Origin of the sequence: Pseudomonas sp. JBR1 (genome assembly GCF_028198185.1) — a bacterium.
Classification (GTDB): domain Bacteria; phylum Pseudomonadota; class Gammaproteobacteria; order Pseudomonadales; family Pseudomonadaceae; genus Chryseomonas; species Chryseomonas oryzihabitans_E.
Window position 1 is genome coordinate 187,461 of record NZ_CP116340.1, and the last position, 22,919, is coordinate 210,379.

Here is a 22,919-nt window from a genome sequence, read left to right on the forward strand (position 1 = left end):
GTCTTTGGAGGTCCGATGATCGTCCGTCCCGTTACCCGTGCCGATGTGCCCGCGCTGCTGCAACTGGCGCAAGCGGCCGGTGCCGGTCTCACCACGCTGCCCGCCAGCGAAGAACGCCTGGCGCAGCGGGTGGAAAACGCCGAACGCAGTTTCCTGCAGCAGGCGCAGCCTGCCGATGCCGACTATCTCTTTGCCCTGGAAGACGAGGGTGAGGTCATCGGCATCGCCGGGATCGCCGCCGCCCTGGGGCTGCGCGAGCCCTGGTACAACTACCGGGTCGGCCTGACGGTGAGCGCCTCGCGTGAACTGGACATCCACCGGCAGATTCCCACGCTGTTCCTGGCCAACGACATGACCGGCAGCTCCGAGCTCTGCTCGCTGTTCCTGCGCGCCGATCGCCGTGGTGGGGCCGCCGGGCGGCTGCTGTCCAAGTCGCGCTTCCTGTTCATCGCCGAGTTTCGCGAGCTGTTCGCCGAGCGCATCATCGCCGAATTGCGCGGCATGTCCGACGGTAACGGCCAGTCGCCGTTCTGGGAGGGCCTGGGCCGGCATTTCTTCAAGATGGAATTCTCCCAAGCGGACTATCTCACCGGCATCGGCAACCGCGGCTTCATCGCCGAACTCATGCCGCGCTTTCCGCTGTACACCTGCTTCCTGTCGCAAGAGGCGCGTCAGGTGATCGGGCGGGTGCACCCGGACACCGAGGCGGCTCGTCGGCTGCTGGAGGCCGAGGGCTTCAACTACCAGGGCTACGTCGACATCTTCGACGCTGGCCCGACCCTGGAGGCGGAAACCACCAAGGTGCGGGCGATCCGTGACAGCCAGCGCCTGGTGCTGGCGGTGGGTACGCCTGGCGATGACGCCGAGGTCTATCTGATCCACAACCGCAAATGTCAGGACTGCCGCATCACCAGCGCCCGTGCTCGCCTGGCGGCCGGCACCCTGGTGGTCGACCTGGCCACCGCCCGCGAGCTGCGGCTGATGGCTGGCGCCCAGGTGCGCGCCGTGCGCCTGATGCCTTGAGGAGACGTCATGGATAGCCTCTATATCGCTGGTCAGTGGCGCCCCGGGCGGGGCGAGGTATTCAGCTCCGTCGATCCCTATGACGGCATCCCGCTCTGGCAGGGCGCGGCGGCGGACGCGGACGACGTCGATCAGGCCATTGCCGCCGCGCGCGAGGCCTTTCCGACCTGGGAAAGCCGCGGGCCGGCCGCTCGTCTGGCCATCCTGCAGGCCTTTGCCCAGGTGCTGCAGGCTCGCCGTGCAACCCTGGGGCGCGCCCTGGCCGAGGAGACCGGCAAACCCCTGTGGGAAGCCGATACCGAGATCGGCAGCATGATCGCCAAGGTGGCCATCTCCGCCCAGGCGGAAGCCGCGCGCAGCGGCGAACGTGCGGCGACGGTAGCCGATGCCCGCAGCGTGACGCGCCATCGTCCCCATGGCGTCCTGGCGGTCTTTGGCCCCTACAATTTTCCCGGCCATCTGCCCAATGGGCATATCGTGCCAGCGCTGCTGGCCGGCAATACGCTGGTGTTCAAGCCTAGCGAGCTGACGCCGCGCTTCGCTGCCCTGACCCTGGACTGCTGGATCGCCGCCGGGCTGCCAGCGGGCGTGCTCAACCTGATTCAAGGGGGGCGCGCCACGGGTGAGGCCCTGGGCGCGCATCCCGGTCTGGACGGTATCCTCTTCACCGGTTCCAGCGCCACGGGCGCGGCCCTGCACCGCCTCAATGCGGACCGTCCGCAGCGGCTGCTGGCCCTGGAGATGGGCGGCAACAATCCCCTGATGGTCGCGCCAGTGGCCGATCTGGACGCGGCCGTGGTCACCATCGCCCAGTCTGCCTTTCTCTCTGCCGGCCAACGCTGCACCTGCGCGCGCCGCCTGATCCTGCCCCAGGGGGCCTGGGGCGACGCCCTGCTGGCGCGTCTGGTAGGCGTCAGCGCCGGTCTCAGGATCGGCCGCTTCGATGCGGAGCCGGCGCCCTTCATGGGCACCGTCATTTCGCTGACCACCGCCAAGACCTTGCTGCAGGCCCAGGCCCAGCGCCTGGCGCAGGGTGGCCGCGCGCTGCTGGAGATGCGTCAGCCGGATGCGGCGCGCGCGCTGCTTACCCCGGGCATCCTCGATGTCTCGGGGATCTCTGAGTTGCCCGATGAGGAAGTCTTCGGGCCGCTGCTGCAGGTCCAGCGCTATACGGACTTCGACCATGCCTTGGTGCTGGCCAACGCCACCCGCTTCGGCCTCGCGGCCGGGTTGCTGGCCGACGATCCGGCCACCTACGAACGGTTCTGGCAGGGCGTGCGCGCCGGCATCGTCAACTGGAATCGTCCGCTTACCGGGGCGGCCAGCGCGGCGCCCTTCGGCGGCGTCGGCGCCTCCGGCAATCATCGTCCCAGCGCCTACTACGCCGCGGACTACTGCGCCTTCCCGGTCGCCTCGCTGGAAAGCGAAGCCCTGAGCCTGCCTGCCCAATTGCCCCCAGGATTACACCTATGAGTCACCTCGCTCTCGCTGCTCGGGAGGTCAACTTCGACGGCCTGGTCGGTCCGACCCACAACTATGCGGGCCTGTCCTATGGCAACGTGGCCTCCCAGGCCAGCAAGCAGCAGTGTTCGAATCCGCGCGAGGCGGCGCGTCAGGGCCTGGCCAAGATGCAGGCGCTGATGGAGCTGGGTTTCGAGCAGGGTGTGCTGGCCCCCCACGAGCGGCCCGACATCGCCTCCTTGCGCCGCCTGGGCTTCGCCGGCAGTGATGCCCAGGTGCTGGAAAGCGCCGCGCGCGAAGCCTTGCCGCTGCTGCTGTCCGCCAGCTCCGCCTCGGCCATGTGGACCGCCAACGCCGCCACCGTCAGCCCCAGCGCCGACACCCATGATGGCCGGGTGCATTTCACCCCGGCCAACCTGGCCTGCAAATTTCACCGCAGCCTCGAACCGACCACCACGGCGCGCATCCTCCAGGCGATGTTTCGCGATCCCGCGCATTTCCAGCACCATGCGCCGCTGCCCTCGGTGGCCCAGTTCGGCGACGAGGGCGCAGCCAACCACACCCGCTTCAGCCACGACCACGGTGCCCCGGGCGTGGAGTTCTTCGTCTTTGGCCGTAGCGCCTTCGATCCGCGCTATCCCGAGCCCCATCGCTATCCGGCGCGCCAGACCCTGGAAGCCTCCCAGGCCATCGCCCGGCTGCACGGGCTGAGCGAGGAGGGCGTGGTGTTCGCCCAGCAGAATCCGGCGGTGGTGGACCAGGGCGTTTTCCACAACGACGTCATCTCGGTGGGCAACGCCCAGGTGCTGTTCCACCACGAAGACGCCTTTCTCGACAGCGACCGCGTGCTGGACGAACTGCAAGGCAAGCTCGCCAGGCGCGGCGGCCAGCTGCAGCGCCTCTGCGTGCGCCGCAGTGAGATCAGCGTCGGCGACGCCGTGCGTTCCTACCTGTTCAACAGCCAGTTGCTGGATCGGCCAGGGCAGGGCGCGCTGCTAGTGGTACCCGATGAGTGCCGGCAGAATCCGGCGGTGTGGAACTACCTGCAGGCCCAGGTCAATAGCGCGGGGCCCCTGGGCGAGGTCAAGGTGTTCGATCTCAAGCAAAGCATGCAGAACGGCGGCGGACCCGCCTGCCTGCGGTTGCGGGTGGCCCTCAAGCCCGACGAACTGGCGGCGGTGAATCCAGGGGTGCGCTTCACGCCGACGCTGCACGCCCAACTGCTCGATTGGGTGGATCGCCACTATCGTGACCGCCTGGCGCCTGCGGATCTCGCCGATCCTCAGCTGCTGGGCGAGGTCCGCACCGCCCTCGACGAGCTGACCCAATTGCTGGGCCTTGGCTCGGTCTATCCCTTTCAATTGCCCTGACGCCCGGAGTTTCCATGAGCAACCGTCTCGACCTGATCCTCGAACCTACCGCCGACGAGCAGCAGACGCTGCAAGTCCAGCGCCTGGCCATCCGCCTGGCCGGCCGCGACCTCTGGCTGGAAGCCGACGGCAGCGGCGGTCTCAACATCTTCGCCGACTCCCAGGACGACGAAGAGCAGACCCCGGTCCTGGTGCTGCGGCCCCAGGCCCTCAATGCCCTGGGGCTGTCCATCGCCCTGGAGACCTTCGCCGACGAAGGCGATGAGAATCATGTGCATGACGCCGATTGCGGTTGCGGCCACGATCATTGAGTATCTAGCTCCGACACGTCGCTCAGCGGAGTAGAGCATGGCTGCATCTGAACGTTATCGGTTGGCGCTTGGCCGCCTGCTGGACCTGACCCTGGCCGGCCGCGAGCCGACCGAGAAGATTCAACTGACTGCCGACGGCACCCGTCTCCACTGGCTGACCGAAGGCGTGCTGGAAGTCACTCCGCCGGTGGCGCGCGACAACCACCTGGACCTGCTGCTCTCGGCGGGTATTCATGGCAACGAGACGGCGCCCATGGAACTGCTCGACGAGTTGCTCGGCGGCATCGCCAGCGGAGCCCTGCGTCCTGCCTGCCGAATGCTGTTCATGTTCGGCAATCCCGATGCCATGCGCCGCGGCACCCGCTATGTCGAGCAGGATCTGAATCGTCTGTTCAACGGTCGCCATGCCCAGGCCGAAGGCTCCGAGGCCCAACGTGCCAACGATCTCGAGCGCCTGTCCGCGCAGTTCTTCAGCAAGCCCGATCGGGCCCGACTGCACTACGACTTGCACACCGCGCTGCGCGCCTCGGCGCTGCCGCGCTTCGCCCTCTATCCCTGGAGTGCCGGGCGCGAGCATTCGGAAGCCGAGTTGCAGCGCCTGGAAGCCGCCGGCATCGAAGCCGTGCTGCTCTATGACAAACCCGGTATCACCTTCAGCGCCTACACCTACGCCGAATGCCAGGCCGAAGCCCTGACCCTGGAGCTGGGCCAGGCCCGTCCCTTCGGCGAGAACAGCGAACTCGACCTGAGCCGCCTGCGGTTGCTGCTCGAAGCCCTGATCGAAGGCCGTGAAGCCGAACTGCCGCCGCCGGATTCCTCGCTGCTGAGATTCCGGGTCGCGCGCCAGGTGTACAAGTCCAGTCCGCGCTTCCAGCTGCACCTGGCCGACGACGTGGCCAACTTCTCGCCGCTGCGCCAGGGTTCGCTGCTGGCCGAGGATGGCAGCGAGCGCTGGATCGTCGACGAGGCCGAGGCGCGCATCATCTTCCCCAACCCCAAGGTCGCCGTCGGCCTGCGGGCCGGGCTCATCGTGGTCCCGGCATAAGGAGCGGCCTGCATGATCGATCTGCGCAGCGATACCGTCACCCAGCCCACGCCGGCCATGCGCCAGGCGATGCTGGACGCCGAACTCGGCGATGACGTCTATGGCGAAGACCCGACTGTCACCCGGCTGGAGCAGCGTCTGGCGGGCGATCTCGGCCTGGAGGCCGGACTCTTCGTGCCCAGCGGCACCATGAGCAATCTGCTCGGCCTGCTGGCGCACTGCGAGCGGGGCGACGAATACCTCGTCGGCCAGCAGGCCCACACCTACAAGTACGAAGGCGGGGGCGCCGCGGTGCTCGGCTCCATCCAGCCGCAGCCCATCGAGATGGCGGCCGACGGCAGCCTGGACCTCGACCTGGTGCGCAGCTACATCAAGGCCGATGACTTCCACTTCGCCCGCACGCGATTGCTGGCGCTGGAAAACACCATGCACGGCAAGGTCCTGCCGCTGGCCTATCTGGCGGCGGCAAGGGCCTTCACCCAGGAGCACGGCTTGGCCCTGCACCTGGACGGCGCGCGGCTGTACAACGCCGCGGTCAAGCTGGGCGTACCGGTGCGCGAGATCAGCCAGCATTTCGATTCGGTGTCGATCTGCCTGTCCAAGGGCCTCGGTGCGCCGGTGGGTTCGGTGCTCTGCGGCGATGCTGCCCTGATCGCCAAGGCGCGTCGCTGGCGCAAGGTGGTCGGTGGCGGTATGCGCCAGGCCGGCATTCTGGCTGCGGCGGGGCTGCATGCCCTCGATCACCAGGTCGAGCGTCTGGCCGAAGACCACGCCCATGCCGCCCAGCTCGGCACTGCCCTGGCCGAACTCGGCTACCAGGTGGAGCCGGTGCAGACCAATATGGTCTACGTCGCCATGGGTAACGAAGCCCCCGCCCTGCAGGCCTTCCTCGCCGAGCGCAGCATCCGCATCAGTCCGGCTCCACGCCTGCGGCTGGTCACCCATCTGGACGTCAGCGCCGCCGATATCGAGGCGGCCGTCGCCGCTTTCGCCGCCTACCGCCGCCGCTAAGTCTTCCGACGACGTTTTTCCTGCGCAACCGGGGCGACACCGGGGCGCAGGCGTCGATATACTCCCAGGCATGCGTGTCCGTTTTCCGCACGTGCCGCGTCTGCGGCGCCCGCTCCGTTCGTCTCGTCTGCGATCCAGTCGGATGCCCGTCACGCGCGTCGAAAAGCCCATTGTCTGGAATGAATATGAAAAGCGCCGAAATCCGTGAAGCCTTCCTCCGCTTCTTCGAAGAGAAGGGGCACACCCGGGTCGCCTCCAGTTCGCTGATCCCTGCGAACGATCCGACCCTGCTGTTCACCAACGCCGGGATGAACCAGTTCAAGGACTGCTTCCTCGGCATGGAAAAGCGCAGCTACACCCGCGCCGCCACCAGCCAGAAGTGCGTGCGCGCGGGCGGCAAGCACAACGACCTGGAGAACGTCGGCTACACGGCGCGTCACCACACCTTCTTCGAGATGCTGGGCAACTTCAGCTTCGGCGACTACTTCAAGCGCGACGCCATCACCTTCGCCTGGGAATTCCTCACCTCGCCGCAGTGGCTGGGTCTGCCCCGGGAAAAGCTCTGGGTCACCGTCTACGCCACCGATGACGAGGCCTACGACATCTGGACCAAGGAAGTCGGGGTGCCCGCGGCGCAGATGGTGCGCATCGGCGACAACAAGGGCGCTCCCTATGCGTCGGACAACTTCTGGACCATGGGCGACACCGGTCCCTGCGGTCCCTGCACCGAGATCTTCTTCGACCATGGCCCCGAGATCTGGGGCGGCCCGCCCGGTTCACCGGAAGAAGACGGTGATCGCTACATCGAGATCTGGAACAACGTCTTCATGCAGTTCAATCGCACCGCCGACGGCGTCCTGCATCCGCTGCCGGCGCCCAGCGTCGACACCGGCATGGGCCTGGAGCGAGTAAGCGCCGTGCTGCAGCACGTGCATTCGAACTACGAGATCGACCTGTTCCAGAATCTGCTGGCGGCTTCGGCCGAGGCCATCGGCTGTGCCAATGACGAGGCCCCGTCGCTCAAGGTGGTGGCCGACCACATCCGCTCCTGCAGCTTCCTGATCGCTGACGGCGTGCTGCCGTCCAATGAAGGCCGCGGCTACGTGCTGCGTCGCATCATTCGCCGCGCCTGCCGCCACGGCAACAAGCTCGGCGCCAAGGGCACGTTCTTCCACAAGATCGTCGCCGCCCTGGTGGCCGAGATGGGTCAGGCCTATCCCGAGCTGGTCCAGCAGCAGGCGCACATCGAGCGCGTGCTGCGCACCGAGGAAGAACAGTTCGCCAAGACCCTGGAGCAGGGCCTGAAGATCCTCGAACAGGATCTGGCGCAGCTTCAGGGCGACACCATCCCCGGTGACGTGGTGTTCAAGCTCTATGACACCTACGGCTTCCCTGTGGACCTGACCAACGACATCGCCCGCGAGCGCAACCTGAACCTCGACGAGGCCGGCTTCGAACGCGAGATGGAGGCCCAGCGCGAGCGGGCTCGTTCCGCCAGCGCTTTTGGCGTGGACTACAACAGCCTGGTCAAGGTCGAGGGCGAAACCCGCTTCCTGGGCTACGACACCACCAGCGCCTCGGGCACCATCGTCGCCCTCTACCGTGCCGGTCAGCCGGTCGATAGCCTGGCCGAAGGCGAGGAGGGCGTGGTCATCCTCGACCAGACGCCGTTCTACGGTGAATCCGGTGGCCAGGTCGGTGATACCGGTACCCTGGAAAGCGCCGGCGTCGGCTTTGCCGTGCGTGACACCACCAAGACCCAGGGTGCCTTCCTGCACCATGGCGTGGTGACCAAGGGCAGCCTCAACGTCGGCACCGCGCTCATGGCCCAGGTTGACGCCAGCCGCCGCCAGGGCATCGCCCTGAACCACTCCGGTACCCACCTGCTGCACGCCGCGCTGCGCCAGGTGCTGGGCGATCACGTCCACCAGAAGGGCTCCCTGGTCAACGACCAGCGCCTGAGATTCGACTTCAGCCACTTCGAGGCCATCAAGCCCGAGGAGCTCAAGCGCATCGAGACCATCGTCAACGAAGAGATCCGCAAGAACAGCGCTGTGACCACCGAGGTCATGGCCATCGACGAGGCCAAGGCCCGCGGCGCCATGGCGCTGTTCGGCGAAAAATATGGCGATGTGGTGCGCGTGGTCGGCATGGGCGGTGAATTCTCCGTCGAGCTGTGTGGTGGTACCCACGTCGCCCAGACCGGCGACATCGGCCTGCTCAAGCTGGTCAGCGAAGGCGGCGTGGCCTCCGGCGTGCGCCGCGTGGAAGCCATCACCGGTACCGCGGCCCTGGCCTATCTCAACGGCGCCGAGGAACAGCTGCGCGAAGCCGCCAGCCTGCTCAAGGGCAGCCGCGACAACGTGCTGGACAAGCTGGCCGCGCTGGTCGAACGCAATCGCCAGCTGGAGAAGGAAATCGAGCAGCTCAAGGCCAAGGCCGCCAGTGCTTCGGCCGGCGACCTGGTAGACCAGGCGGTGGCGGTCAAGGGCGCCAAGGTCCTGACCGCACGCCTGGATGGCCTCGACGGCAAGGCGCTGCTGGCGCTGGTCGATCAGCTCAAGAACAAGCTGGGCAGCGGCATGATCCTGCTGGGCGGCGAAGCCGACAGCAAGGTGGTGCTGGTCGCCGGCGTCACCGCTGACCTGACCGCCAAGCTCAAGGCCGGCGAGCTGATGAAGCGCGCCGCGGCCGTGGTCGGGGGCAAGGGTGGTGGTCGTCCGGACATGGCCCAGGGCGGCGGCACCGATGCCAGCCAGCTGGATGCGGCCCTGGCCTGTGCCGGTCAGTACGCCGAGGAAAGTCTCTAAGAGCGCTACGGGTCGCCGGGGAGGGCGGCCCGCTTCCTCCCTCAACAACATGAATCAGATTTTTCTGCGGACGGGCAGCAAGCAATGGCATTGATCGTACAGAAATTCGGCGGTACCTCGGTGGGTACGGTGGAGCGTATCGAGCAGGTCGCCGACAAGGTGAAACGCTTCCACGAAGCAGGTGACCAGATTGTCGTGGTGGTGTCGGCCATGAGCGGCGAGACCAACCGTTTGATCGGCCTCGCCAAGCAGATCATGGAGCAACCCGATCCGCGCGAGCTGGATGTCATGGTTTCCACGGGTGAGCAGGTCACCATCGGTCTGCTGACCATGGCGCTGCTCAAGCGCGGCGTCCAGGCGGTCTCCTACACGGGCAGCCAGGTGCGCATCCTTACCGACAGCGCGCACACCAAGGCACGTATCCAGCAGATCGACGATGCCCGCATCCGCGCCGACCTCAAGGCACGCAAGGTCGTGGTCGTGGCCGGCTTCCAGGGCGTCGACGAGCAGGGCAACATCACCACCCTGGGCCGTGGTGGCTCCGACACCACGGGCGTGGCCCTGGCGGCCGCGCTGAAGGCCGACGAATGCCAGATCTACACCGACGTCGACGGCGTCTACACCACCGATCCGCGCGTGGTGCCCCAGGCCCAGCGGCTGGACAAGATCACCTTCGAGGAAATGCTGGAAATGGCCAGCCTCGGCTCTAAGGTGCTGCAGATCCGCTCGGTGGAATTCGCCGGCAAATACAACGTGCCGCTGCGCGTGTTGCACAGCTTTCAGGAGGGTCCGGGCACCCTCATTACCCTTGATGAAGAGGAATCCATGGAACAGCCGATCATCTCCGGCATCGCCTTCAACCGTGACGAAGCCAAGCTGACCATTCGCGGTGTGCCGGATACCCCCGGCGTGGCCTTCAAGATCCTCGGCCCGATCAGCGCGGCCAACATCGAAGTCGACATGATCGTGCAGAACGTCGCGCACGATAACACCACCGACTTCACCTTCACCGTGCACCGCAACGACTACCAGGCGGCCCTGGAGATCCTCAAGCGCACCGGTGTCGAGATCGGTGCCCGTGAGTCCGTGGGCGACATCAAGATCGCCAAGGTCTCCATCGTCGGCGTCGGCATGAGATCCCATGCCGGGGTAGCCAGCCAGATGTTCGAAGCCCTGGCCAAGGAGAGCATCAACATTCAGATGATCTCCACCTCCGAGATCAAGGTCTCGGTGGTCATCGAGGAGAAATACCTGGAGCTGGCCGTCCGCGCGCTGCACACCGCTTTCGAACTCGACGCCCCCGCACGCGGCGTGGAGTGACCCTGCAAGCGAGGTCCCTGCCACAGGGGCCTCATCTATCGCCCCGGTCTGCGGAACTTTACTTGCATGGACAGAGGTCAATAGCGACTAGAAGGTCCATTCAGGGATCGTTTCGGCTTTTACGTGCAGACTGGGTTAAACGCTCAAGGAGAATGGAATGCTTATTTTGACTCGTCGGGTTGGTGAGACCCTGATGGTTGGTGACGAAGTCACTGTGACGGTGCTGGGAGTCAAGGGCAACCAGGTCCGTATCGGCGTCAATGCACCCAAGGAAGTCGCGGTTCATCGCGAGGAAATCTACCAGCGCATCCAGAAGGAAAAGGACCAAGAACCAAACCACTGATTTTTTTTGAATTTTTCTCTTTGCAAACGGGCAAACCTTCGATATAGTTTCGCCCCGTTGCGGTGAGGTGGCCGAGTGGCCGAAGGCGCTCCCCTGCTAAGGGAGTACACCTCAAAAGGGTGTCGAGGGTTCGAATCCCTCCCTCACCGCCATTTGCTTCAAACTGGCTCCGCTGTACTGACCAAATGGTAAGTACCTGATAAACAAGCAAATTTGCTTGACACGTCAGAAACGGAAGCTAGAATACGCAGCTTCAACGCACTCGTAGCTCAGCTGGATAGAGTACTCGGCTACGAACCGAGCGGTCGGAGGTTCGAATCCTCCCGAGTGCGCCAAATCGACGAAGCCTCTGGCTTCAGCAGTACCAGCGGTGTTCTGGCTAAACTCACCGAAACGCACTCGTAGCTCAGCTGGATAGAGTACTCGGCTACGAACCGAGCGGTCGGAGGTTCGAATCCTCCCGAGTGCGCCAAACATGAAGAAGGGCCTGCAGCGATGCAGGCCCTTTTTTATTGCCTGCGGATTCATGCGAATATCCGCGGCCATCCATCACGCCGCGGCTGCCACCGGCCCGGTCAGTGTTTTTTCGGATATCGCCCGCGAGAGGGTCGCATCATGCAGTGGGACCGACCGACTCCCCATCTCCTGCCGCTGCGCATCGGTGCTGAGCACATCGATGGCCTGGGCCACGCCAACAATGCCGTCTACGTGAGCTGGCTCGAACAGTGTGCCTGGCAGCACTCGGCTGCACTGGGCCTGGATCTCGCCACCTTCCAGCGCCTGGACCGTGCCATGGCCGTGGTGCGCCACGAGATCGACTACCTCAGTAGTGGTTACCAGGACGACGAACTGATGCTGGGCACCTGGCTGGTGGACTGGGATCGCCGCCTGCGCATGACCCGCCAGTTTCAGCTGCAGCGCCCGGCGGATGGCGTGACCCTGTTGCGCGCCCGGACGACCTTCGTCTGCATCGAGCTGTCCTCCGGCAAGCCCAAGCGCATGCCGCCCGAGTTCCTGGCCGGCTATGGCCAGGCGCTGCCCAACGAGGACGTCTGAGCATGGAGATCGCCCTGGCGCCCATGGAGGGCCTCGTCGACGACATCCTGCGCGAATTGCTGACCGAGGTCGGCGGGCTCGACTGGTGCGTGAGCGAATTCATTCGCGTCTGTGATCGCCTGCTGCCGGCAGCGGCCTTCGCCAAGCTGGCTCCGGAGCTGGGGCAGGGCGCGCGGACACCTTCGGGTACCCCCATGCGGGTGCAACTGCTGGGCTCGGATCCAGCCTGCCTGGCCGACAATGCAGCCTTCGCCTGCACCCTGGGCGCACCGGTGATCGACCTCAATTTCGGCTGCCCGGCCAAGACCGTGAACAAGTCCCGTGGCGGCGCGGTGCTGCTCAAGGAGCCGGAGCTGCTGAACCGGATCGTCGAGAGCGTCCGCCAGGCCGTTCCGGCGGCCATTCCGATCACCGCCAAGATGCGTCTGGGCTACGACAGCCCGAACAGTGCCCTGGCCTGCGCCGAGGCCCTGGCAGCCGGCGGCGCGGCGCAACTGGTGGTCCATGCGCGGACCAAGGTGGAAGGCTATCGCCCGCCCGCACATTGGGAATGGGTGGCACGGGTGGCCGATCGAGTCGCCGTGCCGGTACTGGCCAATGGCGAGATCTGGACCCTGGACGATTACTGGCGCTGCCGCAGCGTCAGCGGGCAGGCGTCGGTGATGCTGGGCCGAGGCCTGGTCTCCCGGCCCGATCTGGCGCTGCAGATCGCCGCGTCCGTGCGCGGTGAAGAGGCCGCCCCCCAGAGCTGGGCAGAGATCCTGCCCCTGGTGCAGCGCTTCTGGCTGATGGCGCAACGCAAGCTGGCGCCACGCTATGCGCCCGGACGACTCAAGCAGTGGCTGGGCATGCTGACACGCAGCTACCCCGAGGCCGCAGCGCTGTTCGCCCAGGTGCGGCGCGAGTCCGATTGCACGCTGATCGACGGCTTGCTGGGCATGGCTGGGCAAAACCCGGCCAGTCTTGATCTCGATCAAGAACGCCTGCTGCAACCTGTATAGGCTGCAAGGGGTGGTGACGACGGAGCGTCGTCACTCGAGCACGCAAGGCACTTCAGGCGACCTAGGGTCGCCTTTTTTTCGTCTGGGCACTGACCGGAACTTCGCCTGGGCCGTGCGGCCTATGCTGGATCCCCTGCAATCCAAGAGTCACCGTGCGCCTACCCTGGACGGTCTTTCTCGCACCTTCGCCCGCGGCGCTGATCTTCGCCGGCAAGACCCTGTTCGCCGCCGCCCTGGCGCTCTGGCTGGCCTTTCGCTTCAGCCTCGAACAACCGGTCTGGGCCTGCATGACGGTGATGATCGTCTCCCAGCCGCTGTCGGGTATGGTGCTGGCCAAGGGGCTGTTCCGCCTGCTGGGTACCATGGCGGGTACCTGCATGGCGGTGGTGCTCATGGCCTTCTTCGCCCAGACGCCCTGGCTGTTCCTGCTGGCCCTGGCGGGCTGGATGGCGCTGTGCACGGCGGCCTCGACCCTGTTGCGCAACCACTTCTCCTATGGCTTCGTGCTGGCCGGCTATACGGTCGCCATCATCGGTCTGCCCGCCATCGCCCATCCGCTGACAGTGTTCGATCAGGCGGTAGCCCGCTGTACCGAGATCTGCCTGGGTATCGTGGTGGCCTCGGCGGTGAGCGCCCTGATCTGGCCACAGCGCGTGGAGCAGAATCTGGCTGCCCAGGCGCGGCGTACCTGGGAGCAGGGCGTGGCCGCCGCGCGGGCGGAGCTGGCCGAGGCCCAGGATGCCACCCAGGGCCTGCTGGCCATGCTCGGTCAGGTGGTAGCGGTGGATGCCCAGCGTGACCATGCGTGGTTCGAAGGGCAGCGCGGTCGGCAGCGCGCCAGGGCGCTACGACTGCTTTCACGGGATCTGCTCAGCCTGTTGCGTACGGCCCGCGGCGCCATGCGCCAGTGGCGCGGCTTGGAGGAGGCCCAGCGCGCCGTCCTGCAGCCCTGGCGCGACGAAATGCTCGTGGCCCTGGCCGACCCCCAGGCTGAGGTGCTGGAGGCCCTCCTGCAGCGTCTGAGGGCGGCAGCCGGTACCACCACATCGCTGGACAACGACCAGCGCTACCTGCTCGCCCGTTTCGCCATCCTGCTGGACAAGATCCAGCAGGCCGGTCGCGCCCTGGACAGCGTCCATACCGCGCAGCTCAGTGCCGTGGCACCCTCGGCCCTGGCCCGCCATCGCGACCTGCAGACGGCGCTGCTCTATGGCCTGCGCAGTGCCTGTGCGCTGCTGGGCGTCGGGGTGTTCTGGCTGGCCAGTGCCTGGCCGTCGGCACCCGGTGCCATGCTCATGGCCGGTGTCATCTGCAGCCTGTTCGCCAACCGCGACAATGCCGCCACCATAGGGCTCGGTTTCCTGCGCGGCATTCTCTATGCGGCGCCGGTCGCCATCCTCATCAGCCAGGTGTTGCTGCCACAGATCACCGGCTATCCGCTGTTGTGCCTGGTATTGGGCGTGCCACTGTTCTTCGCCGCCCTGGGCATGGCCGGTCCGCCCAGCGTGGTGGGGACGGCAACGGCCTTCGCCATCCACCTGCTGGTGCTGGTGTCGCCGAACAACCAGGGCCACGTGGACATGGGTGCCTTGCTCAACCAGTTGCAGAGCCTCTTGATCGGCGTGGGCTTCGCCGTGCTGGTGTTCCGCCTGATCAGCCTGCGTACGCCGCGACGGACCAGCCGCCGCATCCTCGAAGCCACCACCTACGATCTGCAGCGACTGGCCTCGGTGCCCCTGGCCAATGCCGAGACCTGGTTCGGCGGGCGCATGGCGGATCGCCTGCTACTCCTGGCGCGACATATCGAGCAGTTGTCGGCGAGCGAGCGCGGGCGCTGGGAGCAGGGCTTGCTGGCACTGGACCTGGGCAACGAATTGCTGCATCTGCGGGCCTGTCTGGCAGGTGCGCAGGGCAACGTCGCTCAGGCGCGGGACGTCTTTCTGGCGCGCTTTACCGAGCAGTTGGCCGTAGGCTTCGGCAATCTGCAGTCCGGTGCCCTGGATACAGCGGCGGATCGCCTGCGCCAGGCGCTGGAGCAGGCCGCTGACGACGAGCCGCATCGACTGGCGCGCGGCGCCATCGGGCAGCTTCAGCAGACCTGGCGCAGCTGTTGTCTGAAGGCGATAGCGGAGGAGGGCGCGGATGAATCTGCATGAATGGGCCATTGGCGGGGTCTACCTGGGCCCACTGTTCGTCTATGGCGTCCTGGCGCTGCTGCTGACGGCCCTGTCGATGTGGCTGCTGCAGCGCAGCCGGCTCGGGCGCCAGCTGTGGCACAGCGCCCTGTTCGGCTGCGCGCTGTTCGTGCTCTGGCTGGCCGGCATCGTCGCTGTCCTGGCCACCTGAGCCTAACAACAAGAGGATCGACCCTTGATGCACAAGACCCTGCGTGTGGCGATCACCCTGATCGTGGTGCTGCTGGCGATACTGGCCGGTACCTGGCTCTGGCACTTCTATCTCTATACGCCCTGGACCCGTGATGCACGGGTGCGTGCCGACGTAGTGGTGGTGGCACCCGACGTATCCGGCTGGGTAACCCGCCTGGCAGTGGTCGACAACCAGCTGGTCAAGCGAGGGGACCTGCTCATGCAGATCGACCAGCAGCGCTACCAGGCCAATCTCGACCACGCCAAGGCGGTGGCAGATACGCGCCAGCAACAGCTGCGCCTGCGTGAAAGCGAGGCTGCCCGCCGGCAGCGGCTGGGTACGAGCGCCATCAGTGCCGAAGACCGCGAGACCGCCCAGGTCAATGTGGCCGTCGCCCGCAGCCAGTACCAGGAAGCCCTGAGTGACGTGAACCTCGCCCAGATCAACCTGGATCGCAGTCGTGTCCTGGCGCCGCGGGAAGGACGCATCACCAACCTCAGGTTCGCCGAGGGCAACTATGTGCAGACCGGCCAGGCGGTGATGGCGCTGGTGGATACCCGCTCCTTCTATGTGATGGCTTATTTCGAGGAAACCAAGATCCCGCATATCCATCCCGGTGACGGGGTACGGGTAAGGCTGATGAACCAGGCCGCGCCCTTGCAGGGCAAGGTGGCGAGCATCAGCAGCGGCATCACCGATCGCAATGCGGCCAACGATGCCCAGTTGCTGGCCAACGTCGAGCCGACGTTCAACTGGGTACGCCTGGCGCAACGCATTCCGGTGCGCATCGAGCTGCTGAACGTGCCGGCGGATATGCACCTCAGCGCCGGCATGACGGCGAGTGTCTCGGTGCTTGACGGGGAAGGCCACCATCCGCTGCAGGGCTGGCGTCGGCTCTGGGATTACTGAACGCCTTGAATGGGGCGGAAAAGTCGCCGAACGAAGGCCAGGCAAGGCGAGGATTCGCGAGGAAGCGGACCGGGCTCGCGCTCGAGTTTACGAGTGGTAAATGAGCATTCCGGGCGAATTTCCAACGCAGCCTGGCCGAGCGCAGGCCCTTTTCAGTACGACTAAAGTCGTCTGGAAGCCTTACCGGGCGCGCCTAGAGTAGAGCTCGACGCTCCCGTCATGCTGTAAGGAACAACAATAATGAATGACAGCACCTACCGGCGGATTGAAGCCAGTCCGCGTTTCCAAGAACTGGTGCGCAAGCGCGGGCGTTTTGCCTGGACGCTTTCCGCCATCATGCTCGGACTCTATGCCGCCTTCATCCTTTTGATCGCCTTCGCGCCCAAGGTCCTCGGTACTCGTATCCATGCGGAGACCGCCATGACCTGGGGCATTCCCCTGGGCGTCGGTCTGATTCTCTCGGCCTTCGTGCTGACGGGTATCTACGTGCGCCGGGCCAATGGCGAATTCGATCGGCTCAACGCGGAAATCCTCCGGGAGGTGCAGCTATGAGACGTCTACTCCTGGCCAGCGGGCTGCTCGCCCTGTCGCCTTCGCTCTGGGCCGCCGATGCCCTTACGGGCGCCGTCCAGCGCCAGCCGCTGAACATCTCCGCCATCCTGATGTTCGTGGTCTTTGTCGGGGCCACCCTGGGCATTACCTACTGGGCCTCCAAACGCAACCGTTCGGCTGCGGACTACTACGCCGCGGGTGGCCGCATCACCGGTTTCCAGAATGGCCTGGCCATTGCCGGTGACTACATGTCGGCCGCCTCCTTCCTCGGTATTTCCGCGCTGGTGTTCACCTCGGGCTACGACGGCCTGATCTACTCCATCGGCTTCCTGGTGGGCTGGCCGATCATCCTGTTCCTGATCGCCGAGCGCCTGCGCAACCTGGGCAAGTACACCTTCGCCGACGTGGCGTCCTATCGCCTCAAGCAAAAGGACATTCGCACCCTGTCCGCCTGCGGCTCGCTGGTGGTGGTCGCGCTCTACCTGATCGCCCAGATGGTCGGCGCCGGCAAGCTGATCCAGCTGCTGTTCGGCCTGGACTACAGCATCGCCGTGGTGCTGGTGGGCATTCTGATGGTGCTCTATGTGCTCTTCGGCGGCATGCTGGCCACCACCTGGGTGCAGATCATCAAGGCGGTGCTGCTGCTGTCCGGTGCCAGCTTCATGGCCTTCATGGTGATGAAACACGTGGGCTTCGACTTCAATCGGCTGTTCGCCGAAGCCATCGCGGTACACCCGAAAGGCGAGGCCATCATGAGCCCCGGTGGTCTGGTGAAGGATCCGATCTCGGCCTTCTCCCTTGGCCTGGCGCTGATGTTCGGTACTGCCGGCCTGCCGCACATCCTGATGCGCTTCTTCACCGTGAGCGACGCCAAGGAAGCCCGCAAGAGCGTGTTCTACGCTACCGGCTTCATCGGCTACTTCTACATCCTGACCTTCATCATCGGCTTTGGCGCCATCCTGCTGGTCAGCACCAACCCGGCCTTCAAGGATGCCGCAGGTGCCCTGCTGGGCGGTAACAACATGGCGGCCGTGCACCTGGCCAACGCCGTGGGTGGCAGCATCTTCCTGGGCTTCATTTCGGCGGTAGCCTTCGCCACCATCCTGGCGGTGGTCGCCGGTCTGACCCTGGCCGGCGCCTCGGCGGTGTCCCATGACCTATACGCCAGCGTGATCAAGAAGGGCCAGGCCAACGAGAAGGACGAAATCCGCGTCTCCAAGATCACCACCGTGGCCCTGGGCGTCGTCGCCATCGCCCTGGGGATTCTCTTCGAGAAGCAGAACATCGCCTTCATGGTGGGCCTGGCGTTCTCTATCGCTGCCAGCTGCAACTTCCCGGTCCTGCTGCTTTCGATGTACTGGAAGCGCCTGACCACCCGTGGCGCCATGATCGGTGGCTGGCTCGGCCTGATCACGGCGGTGACGCTGATGGTGCTCGGCCCGACCATCTGGGTGACCATCCTCGGTCATGCCAAGCCCATCTACCCCTATGAATACCCGGCACTGTTCTCCATCGCCGTGGCCTTCATCGGTATCTGGTTCTTCTCCATCACCGACAAGTCGGCGGCTGGTGAAGAGGAGCGGGCTCGCTTCTATCCGCAGTTCGTCAGATCCCAGACGGGTCTGGGTTCCAGTGGTGCGGTCTCCCACTAACCACCCATGGCGCTAGAACGAAGCCCGGATCGGCAACGATCCGGGCTTTTTTTCGTGCGACAAATCAGATCTGGCAGGGGTTGCTGCAGGTCGCCTGACAACCTTGGGATTTTCCGCCACCGGCGCAGGTCCATGGAATAGGCCCGTTGCTTCGTATCATCCGATTACGGCGACGGTCGACCCTTGGCCTTCATGGAGAATGGCAGATGACTCTCTCGACCATCCTGGTTCTGGTGCTGCTGGTCCTGCTCATTGGCGGACTTCCAGTGTTTCCGCATTCGCGCAGCTGGGGTTACGGCCCGTCCGGCATCGTGGGTGCCATCCTGGTCGTGCTGCTGGTATTGCTGCTACTGGGCATGATCTAGCAAGGGCTGTCGTGCTGAAAATGCCCTGCAAAGGTGCATCGGACAAAGTCCTTGCCCAAGTCGGTGCAGCGCGGTAACGTCGGTTTTCCGGCCTGCCTTGCCGAGTGCTGTAAACAAAACCGGAGTCCGTGAGAGCGGACTCCGGTTTTGTTTTGGGCGCTAGTTGGCCGCGCCGTCCTGGCGACTGCGCTGATAGAGATCCAGCACGACCTCATCCAGGATGGACGAGGCTCCCCAGGGACGGCTGCTGTTGAGGATGGCGACCACTACCCAGCTGCGGGCGTTGGCATCCCGAACGAAGCCCGCCAGGGCGCGCACGTTGTTCAGGGTGCCGGTCTTCATGTGCGCCTGGCCGGTCAGCGGCGAATTCTTCATGCGCTTGCGCAGGGTACCGTCCATGCCGGCCAGGGGCAGGGAGGCGATGAATTCCGGCCCATAGGGGCTCTGCCAGGCCGCGCGCAGGATTTCGGCCATCTCCCGGGCACTGACCCGCTCGGTTCGTGACAGACCGGAGCCGTTCTCCATGATCAGGTGACTGGCATTGATGCCCTTGCGCGCCAGCCACGAGCGGATGACCCGCAGCGCTGCCTTGCCATCGTCGGCATCCGCCGAGGTGCGGAATTGCGCACCTATGGATAGGAATAGCTGCTGGGCCATGGTGTTGTTGCTGTACTTGTTGATGTCGCGAATGATCTCGACCACATCCGGTGAAAAGGCCCGTGCCAGCACCTCGGCATTGCGCGGCACGCTGCCTTCACGGGTACGGCCCTTGATGCTGCCACCCAGTTCCTGCCAGATGGCCCTGACCGCGCCGGCGGTATAGGCCGGGTGGTCGAGCAGCGACAGATAGCTCTGGGCGTTGCAGCCGTCCGGTAACTGGCCGCTGACTACCAGACTGGTACTGCCATCGGCCTGAGGCACCGGATTGAAGCGCACTTCGGGCCAGGCCGGGCAACCGCTCTTGCCCGTGGCGCGCATCTGGTTGTCGATGTTGACGTTGGTCAGCGGCGGATCCATGGATACGCTGACCCGGCCATCGGCCGAGCGGACCACCATGCGAACCGACTTGAGATTGACCAGCAGCGAATCGGGACCGACCAGGAAGGTCTTGTTCTCGTCGTCGCCATCGTCGTTGAAGGCGGGCAGGTTGGGCTTCACGAAGCGACTTCGATCCAGCACCAGGTCACCAGTGACTTCCAGCACGCCATTGGCCCGCAGGTCGCGCATGAGCAGCCAGAGCCGCTCCATGTTCAGCTTGGGGTCGCCGCCACCCTTGAGGTAGAGGTTGCCGTTGAGGATGCCATCCTTGAGGGTGCCGTCGGTATAGAACTCGGTCTTCCACTGATAGGTGGGACCCAGCAGTTCCAGCGCCGCGTAGGTGGTGATCAGCTTCATGGTCGAAGCCGGATTCACCGAGACGTCGGCGTTGTAGTAGTCGTTCTCGCCGGGGCCATCCAGCGGCAGCATGACCAGCGACAGGTCGCTGCCGGGAATCTTGTTGGTCTGCATCGCCTTTTCGATTCGCGGCGGCAGAAAGGAGGTATCGGCACTGACGGGCAGGGAAAAGCCCAGGGCGCAGCAGCTCAGCAGCAGGCCCAGAGATCGGAAGGTCTTTCGCATCGGGACACACACCTTGGCAGGGTACCGGCCTAGTTGAAGAGAAAAGGGGCCGATAGACGTCGGAGTGTGGGCATTATGCAGTAAGGAGGGAGGGGCGAGCCAACCCCAAGGGGCAGGGCGCGGATAAAGAAACGACCGCCGAAGCGGTCGTTTCTGGAAAGGACGGGATCAGTTGTAGCCGGTGGCGTCCTTGGTACGGTCCGGACTGTTTGGCGAAGGCGGATCGCGCCCGTCGTCGGTCTTGGCGTGCTCGGTGCGCAGGGGCTTTTCGTCCTTGGGCAGTTCGCGTTCGTCGGCTTTGCGCTTTTCTTCGGCCATGGGATCCTCGTCTACGTGATTACCTGTCAAGGTGTGACCGGCGCAGGCGTTTCGCCGTTCCCCTGGGGCGAGGAGCGGTCGGCGAACACGCCGGCGGCCTGCAGCTGGCGCAGCGCATCGCTGACCTGGCGAGCGAAGGTTTCTTCGATGGCGGTCCCGGCCTGGTGGCTGGCGGCCAGCGGCAGGAACCAGACTCCCATCCAGGTACGTACCGAACTGGCATTTCGCACTCGCGTGGGTGAGCCGCCGCCGGGCGCAATCCATTCGGCGGTCAGCACATAGTCGTCCTTGGCGGTACCTGGGACGAGAAAGAAGGTAGCACCGGTGATCAGGCCACTGGCGATAGCAGCGGCGTAGGAGGTGCTGTTGTAGAGCTTGAGGCGCAGCAGGGCGTCATCGGGTCTGCCGGGTTCCGGCACCAGGGTGATGCGGTCGAACAGCCTGGAGCCTGCCAGGATCTCGCGCAGCCGGGGCTTCAGGCCTTCGCGGGCGACGGCGATCGACGTCGCGTCCTTGGCGTCCTCGACAGTGCCACGATAGAAATTGAATTCCACCAGCACATTGGGGCGCTGTGGTGGCGCGCTCAGGGGCGCGCGGAATGCCTGGGAAGAGAGTTCGTCACCGGGAAAGGCGGCGCAACCAGCGAGCAGAAGCAGGCAGAACAGGGCAGCGAGAGTCTTCATGAAACGCACCTCATCCCTAAGTGGCGATAGCGAAAGCTGGCAGGGGCCAACGTCCGCGCAAAAAAAAGCCCAACCAGGGGTTGGGCTTTTTCGAGAAGGCGGGTGATTAGATCACCTGCACCTCATCAGCCTGCAGGCCTTTCTGGCCTTGCACGACCAGGAAGGAAACAGCCTGGCCTTCTTGCAGGCTCTTGAAGCCGTTACCCTGGATGGAGCGGTAGTGAACGAACACGTCCGGGCCGCTCTGGGGGGTGATGAAGCCGAAGCCTTTCTCGTCGTTGAACCACTTGACGGTGCCAGTTTGGCGAGTAGACATGGATTTCTCCTTGAATAAGATGACGTTGTTGTCCACGAGGACGACAGTTTTGAAACGAGGAGAAACCCATGCCGCGAAAGCTGGCCCTGATGTACTCCAGGTTCTCGACAGGTGAGCCGCTTTGTAGAGACAGCCTCACCTGACAGCGATGGATGGTCTCAGACTGGCTTGCGCAAAACAAGACCTTTGAGCTGCTCGATGTTGACTTTACCGACCATAGTCGAAGCGGCATCTGGCGCGGGCGAACTGATGGTAGAAAAGGGCGGCAGGATGCGGCCCTGGTCATGGAGCGGGAAGACTGAGCGAAGCGATCCGTGCTGAATCGTTTTCTATGCGCAACGTGTTGCGATCTAGTCGCTGCACAGGGCCTCACCTCCGCCTATCGATGAGGTCTGTCCAAAGGTTCGTCAGGTTTTTCAGGGCCCTATGAACATCTAGGTACTCGCCGAGGGGCATCTGCGGAACAGTGCGCAGCTTAGCGGTCGGTACCCCTGGCTGCTGATCGCGGAGCCTCAAACAGCTGACAACGGCGTCCGGATGTAGCGCGCACCTCTGGCTGAGCGAGACGACCGCTCGCTTCAAATGCCATGAAGGCGCTGGGTGCTCCCCCATTCTGTACCTGGAAAAAGGTCGCCGATCGAGGAGTCGGCTCCACCGTGAGCATAGGTTTTTCAGCAAGCCGAAGCAGCCGCTCGGCGTTTGAGGACAGAAGCTCAGCGGTGGCACGGGCGGTCTTGGGCCAGTGGTGTCGGAAGGGTGATGAGCTGCTCAATTTTGGTAGTGGCTAGGTGATATTATCCTGTCCGAATCATTACCCCCGGACCGCAACGGTCCAAGGAACTACTGTGAAAAACGGACTCGAAAGCGCAGGACGCGCATTGAGCCAAGGGCTCGCTGGCTACCGTGTCGAGCTGCGCCGCCTGAACCTCAATGAAATATTGGTAGCGGTCTACCATGCCCACCAGTCGATCAAGCTGACCCAGCGAATATTGACCAACGAGCAGGCCAGCAATCCGTTCCTGCTGAATACGGTAGTGGCGGCCATGCGTGTCGAAGCTGATGCTGTGGGTCTCTTCATCGAGATTCCAATCGCCCAGGACTGCCTCACGGCCTGAGTCCAGGCGCGCCTGTAAGACCTCAATCTCCTCTGGCTGCCAGGTACACCGTTCGCGCCGAGGCTTGAGCCAATTGCCGTGTGGGTGTTTGCACGGCACGGCATGGCGGCGAGCAGTGGAGAGGTATGAAGGGAATCAGGTCAGTGTCTGGTACACGAGCAACACGTGCCGGCAGCGATGCCTTTCATGATCCTGCGCACCTGTTTCAAGGGTGAGGCATAGCTATCAAGCGCCGGCTCTGATGATCGCGGTAAAATGGGCCGCTTTCTAC

The 22,919-nt window shown here is 64.7% G+C and carries 22 protein-coding genes and 3 tRNA genes; 21 read left to right on the top strand and 4 right to left on the bottom strand.

Going from position 1 to position 22,919, the window contains the following annotated elements:
* Nucleotides 1–15 precede the first annotated feature (15 nt).
* From astA to PJ259_RS01010, 20 genes are all read left to right on the top strand, one after another.
* Nucleotides 16–1,023 (top strand): arginine N-succinyltransferase, encoded by a 1,008-nt coding sequence (astA, locus tag PJ259_RS00915; protein WP_068385481.1) that lies wholly within the window; start codon nucleotides 16–18, stop codon nucleotides 1,021–1,023.
* A gap of 9 nt (nucleotides 1,024–1,032) precedes the next feature.
* Nucleotides 1,033–2,496, top strand: coding sequence for a succinylglutamate-semialdehyde dehydrogenase (astD, locus tag PJ259_RS00920; RefSeq protein ID WP_271654389.1), 1,464 nt, complete (start codon nucleotides 1,033–1,035; stop codon nucleotides 2,494–2,496).
* A complete protein-coding gene (gene astB, locus PJ259_RS00925; RefSeq protein ID WP_271654390.1) occupies nucleotides 2,493–3,854 on the top strand; it encodes an N-succinylarginine dihydrolase in 1,362 nt (453 codons plus the stop codon). The genes astD and astB overlap by 4 nt, the downstream gene beginning before the upstream one ends.
* Before the next feature lie 14 nt (nucleotides 3,855–3,868).
* Nucleotides 3,869–4,165: a hypothetical protein gene (locus PJ259_RS00930; RefSeq protein ID WP_017639699.1), complete on the top strand. Its 297-nt coding sequence runs from the start codon at nucleotides 3,869–3,871 to the stop codon at nucleotides 4,163–4,165.
* Between the two features lie 37 nt (nucleotides 4,166–4,202).
* Nucleotides 4,203–5,210 carry a succinylglutamate desuccinylase gene (gene astE, locus PJ259_RS00935; RefSeq protein WP_037063295.1) on the top strand — a complete coding sequence of 336 codons (1,008 nt, stop codon included), beginning with the start codon at nucleotides 4,203–4,205 and terminating at the stop codon, nucleotides 5,208–5,210.
* 12 nt (nucleotides 5,211–5,222) lie between these two features.
* Nucleotides 5,223–6,221, top strand: coding sequence for a low-specificity L-threonine aldolase (gene ltaE / locus PJ259_RS00940; protein WP_271654391.1), 999 nt, complete (start codon nucleotides 5,223–5,225; stop codon nucleotides 6,219–6,221).
* A 185-nt stretch (nucleotides 6,222–6,406) separates the two neighbouring features.
* Nucleotides 6,407–9,031 (top strand): alanine--tRNA ligase, encoded by a 2,625-nt coding sequence (gene alaS / locus PJ259_RS00945; RefSeq protein ID WP_271654392.1) that lies wholly within the window; start codon nucleotides 6,407–6,409, stop codon nucleotides 9,029–9,031.
* Nucleotides 9,032–9,115: 84 nt separating this feature from the next.
* The gene (locus PJ259_RS00950) at nucleotides 9,116–10,351 is read left to right on the top strand and encodes an aspartate kinase (RefSeq protein ID WP_059314292.1); all 1,236 of its coding nucleotides are present in this window, start codon (nucleotides 9,116–9,118) and stop codon (nucleotides 10,349–10,351) included.
* A 157-nt stretch (nucleotides 10,352–10,508) separates the two neighbouring features.
* Nucleotides 10,509–10,694 (top strand): carbon storage regulator CsrA, encoded by a 186-nt coding sequence (gene csrA / locus PJ259_RS00955; protein ID WP_007159101.1) that lies wholly within the window; start codon nucleotides 10,509–10,511, stop codon nucleotides 10,692–10,694.
* A gap of 61 nt (nucleotides 10,695–10,755) precedes the next feature.
* Nucleotides 10,756–10,846: transfer RNA gene (locus tag PJ259_RS00960), tRNA-Ser, on the top strand.
* A gap of 106 nt (nucleotides 10,847–10,952) precedes the next feature.
* A tRNA-Arg gene (locus tag PJ259_RS00965) sits at nucleotides 10,953–11,029 on the top strand.
* Between the two features lie 60 nt (nucleotides 11,030–11,089).
* Nucleotides 11,090–11,166, top strand: a tRNA-Arg gene (locus tag PJ259_RS00970).
* A 143-nt stretch (nucleotides 11,167–11,309) separates the two neighbouring features.
* Entirely contained in the window at nucleotides 11,310–11,750 is a 441-nt protein-coding gene (locus PJ259_RS00975) for an acyl-CoA thioesterase (protein ID WP_068385500.1), read from the top strand.
* Between the two features lie 2 nt (nucleotides 11,751–11,752).
* Nucleotides 11,753–12,751, top strand: a complete 999-nt coding sequence (locus tag PJ259_RS00980; protein WP_271654393.1) for a tRNA dihydrouridine synthase — start codon at nucleotides 11,753–11,755, stop codon at nucleotides 12,749–12,751.
* Nucleotides 12,752–12,903: 152 nt separating this feature from the next.
* Nucleotides 12,904–14,907, top strand: coding sequence for an FUSC family protein (locus PJ259_RS00985; protein ID WP_271654394.1), 2,004 nt, complete (start codon nucleotides 12,904–12,906; stop codon nucleotides 14,905–14,907).
* Nucleotides 14,894–15,097 carry a DUF1656 domain-containing protein gene (locus PJ259_RS00990; protein WP_059314296.1) on the top strand — a complete coding sequence of 68 codons (204 nt, stop codon included), beginning with the start codon at nucleotides 14,894–14,896 and terminating at the stop codon, nucleotides 15,095–15,097. The genes PJ259_RS00985 and PJ259_RS00990 overlap by 14 nt, the downstream gene beginning before the upstream one ends.
* Before the next feature lie 27 nt (nucleotides 15,098–15,124).
* The gene (locus tag PJ259_RS00995) at nucleotides 15,125–16,027 is read left to right on the top strand and encodes an efflux RND transporter periplasmic adaptor subunit (protein ID WP_271654395.1); all 903 of its coding nucleotides are present in this window, start codon (nucleotides 15,125–15,127) and stop codon (nucleotides 16,025–16,027) included.
* A gap of 240 nt (nucleotides 16,028–16,267) precedes the next feature.
* Nucleotides 16,268–16,579, top strand: coding sequence for a DUF485 domain-containing protein (locus tag PJ259_RS01000; protein WP_271654396.1), 312 nt, complete (start codon nucleotides 16,268–16,270; stop codon nucleotides 16,577–16,579).
* On the top strand, nucleotides 16,576–18,231 hold the full coding sequence (locus PJ259_RS01005; RefSeq protein WP_271654397.1) for a cation acetate symporter: 1,656 nt from the start codon (nucleotides 16,576–16,578) through the stop codon (nucleotides 18,229–18,231). The genes PJ259_RS01000 and PJ259_RS01005 overlap by 4 nt, the downstream gene beginning before the upstream one ends.
* A gap of 206 nt (nucleotides 18,232–18,437) precedes the next feature.
* Entirely contained in the window at nucleotides 18,438–18,596 is a 159-nt protein-coding gene (locus PJ259_RS01010) for a DUF3309 family protein (RefSeq protein ID WP_007159093.1), read from the top strand.
* Nucleotides 18,597–18,755: 159 nt separating this feature from the next.
* Here the strand turns inward: PJ259_RS01010 and dacB are convergent, their stop codons facing one another.
* The 4 genes from dacB to PJ259_RS01030 form a co-directional block, all read right to left on the bottom strand.
* On the bottom strand, nucleotides 18,756–20,216 hold the full coding sequence (dacB, locus tag PJ259_RS01015) for a D-alanyl-D-alanine carboxypeptidase/D-alanyl-D-alanine endopeptidase (RefSeq protein WP_271654398.1): 1,461 nt from the start codon (nucleotides 20,214–20,216) through the stop codon (nucleotides 18,756–18,758).
* Nucleotides 20,217–20,384: 168 nt separating this feature from the next.
* The gene (locus PJ259_RS01020) at nucleotides 20,385–20,534 is read right to left on the bottom strand and encodes a hypothetical protein (RefSeq protein ID WP_017639713.1); all 150 of its coding nucleotides are present in this window, start codon (nucleotides 20,532–20,534) and stop codon (nucleotides 20,385–20,387) included.
* A gap of 26 nt (nucleotides 20,535–20,560) precedes the next feature.
* On the bottom strand, nucleotides 20,561–21,217 hold the full coding sequence (locus PJ259_RS01025) for a hypothetical protein (RefSeq protein WP_271654399.1): 657 nt from the start codon (nucleotides 21,215–21,217) through the stop codon (nucleotides 20,561–20,563).
* 106 nt (nucleotides 21,218–21,323) lie between these two features.
* A complete protein-coding gene (locus PJ259_RS01030; RefSeq protein ID WP_007159089.1) occupies nucleotides 21,324–21,533 on the bottom strand; it encodes a cold-shock protein in 210 nt (69 codons plus the stop codon).
* 845 nt (nucleotides 21,534–22,378) lie between these two features.
* On the opposite strand from PJ259_RS01030, the gene PJ259_RS01035 reads away from it, so the two are divergent.
* The gene (locus PJ259_RS01035) at nucleotides 22,379–22,648 is read left to right on the top strand and encodes a hypothetical protein (protein ID WP_237140581.1); all 270 of its coding nucleotides are present in this window, start codon (nucleotides 22,379–22,381) and stop codon (nucleotides 22,646–22,648) included.
* Nucleotides 22,649–22,919 lie beyond the last annotated feature (271 nt).

Excerpts from the sequence above, each read along its gene's own strand:
- astB (WP_271654390.1), top strand. The coding sequence starts at position 2,493 with ATGAGTCACCTCGCTCTCGCTGCTCGGGAGGTCAACTTCGACGGCCTG.
- astE (WP_037063295.1), top strand. The coding sequence starts at position 4,203 with ATGGCTGCATCTGAACGTTATCGGTTGGCGCTTGGCCGCCTGCTGGAC.
- astD (WP_271654389.1), top strand. The coding sequence starts at position 1,033 with ATGGATAGCCTCTATATCGCTGGTCAGTGGCGCCCCGGGCGGGGCGAG.
- csrA (WP_007159101.1), top strand. The coding sequence starts at position 10,509 with ATGCTTATTTTGACTCGTCGGGTTGGTGAGACCCTGATGGTTGGTGAC.
- PJ259_RS00990 (WP_059314296.1), top strand. The coding sequence starts at position 14,894 with ATGAATCTGCATGAATGGGCCATTGGCGGGGTCTACCTGGGCCCACTG.
- dacB (WP_271654398.1), bottom strand. The coding sequence starts at position 20,216 with ATGCGAAAGACCTTCCGATCTCTGGGCCTGCTGCTGAGCTGCTGCGCC.
- PJ259_RS00980 (WP_271654393.1), top strand. The coding sequence starts at position 11,753 with ATGGAGATCGCCCTGGCGCCCATGGAGGGCCTCGTCGACGACATCCTG.
- PJ259_RS00930 (WP_017639699.1), top strand. The coding sequence starts at position 3,869 with ATGAGCAACCGTCTCGACCTGATCCTCGAACCTACCGCCGACGAGCAG.
- PJ259_RS01025 (WP_271654399.1), bottom strand. The coding sequence starts at position 21,217 with ATGAAGACTCTCGCTGCCCTGTTCTGCCTGCTTCTGCTCGCTGGTTGC.
- ltaE (WP_271654391.1), top strand. The coding sequence starts at position 5,223 with ATGATCGATCTGCGCAGCGATACCGTCACCCAGCCCACGCCGGCCATG.
- PJ259_RS01010 (WP_007159093.1), top strand. The coding sequence starts at position 18,438 with ATGACTCTCTCGACCATCCTGGTTCTGGTGCTGCTGGTCCTGCTCATT.
- PJ259_RS01020 (WP_017639713.1), bottom strand. The coding sequence starts at position 20,534 with ATGGCCGAAGAAAAGCGCAAAGCCGACGAACGCGAACTGCCCAAGGAC.
- PJ259_RS01000 (WP_271654396.1), top strand. The coding sequence starts at position 16,268 with ATGAATGACAGCACCTACCGGCGGATTGAAGCCAGTCCGCGTTTCCAA.
- PJ259_RS01030 (WP_007159089.1), bottom strand. The coding sequence starts at position 21,533 with ATGTCTACTCGCCAAACTGGCACCGTCAAGTGGTTCAACGACGAGAAA.
- PJ259_RS00950 (WP_059314292.1), top strand. The coding sequence starts at position 9,116 with ATGGCATTGATCGTACAGAAATTCGGCGGTACCTCGGTGGGTACGGTG.
- PJ259_RS00975 (WP_068385500.1), top strand. The coding sequence starts at position 11,310 with ATGCAGTGGGACCGACCGACTCCCCATCTCCTGCCGCTGCGCATCGGT.
- PJ259_RS00995 (WP_271654395.1), top strand. The coding sequence starts at position 15,125 with ATGCACAAGACCCTGCGTGTGGCGATCACCCTGATCGTGGTGCTGCTG.
- astA (WP_068385481.1), top strand. The coding sequence starts at position 16 with ATGATCGTCCGTCCCGTTACCCGTGCCGATGTGCCCGCGCTGCTGCAA.
- PJ259_RS01005 (WP_271654397.1), top strand. The coding sequence starts at position 16,576 with ATGAGACGTCTACTCCTGGCCAGCGGGCTGCTCGCCCTGTCGCCTTCG.
- alaS (WP_271654392.1), top strand. The coding sequence starts at position 6,407 with ATGAAAAGCGCCGAAATCCGTGAAGCCTTCCTCCGCTTCTTCGAAGAG.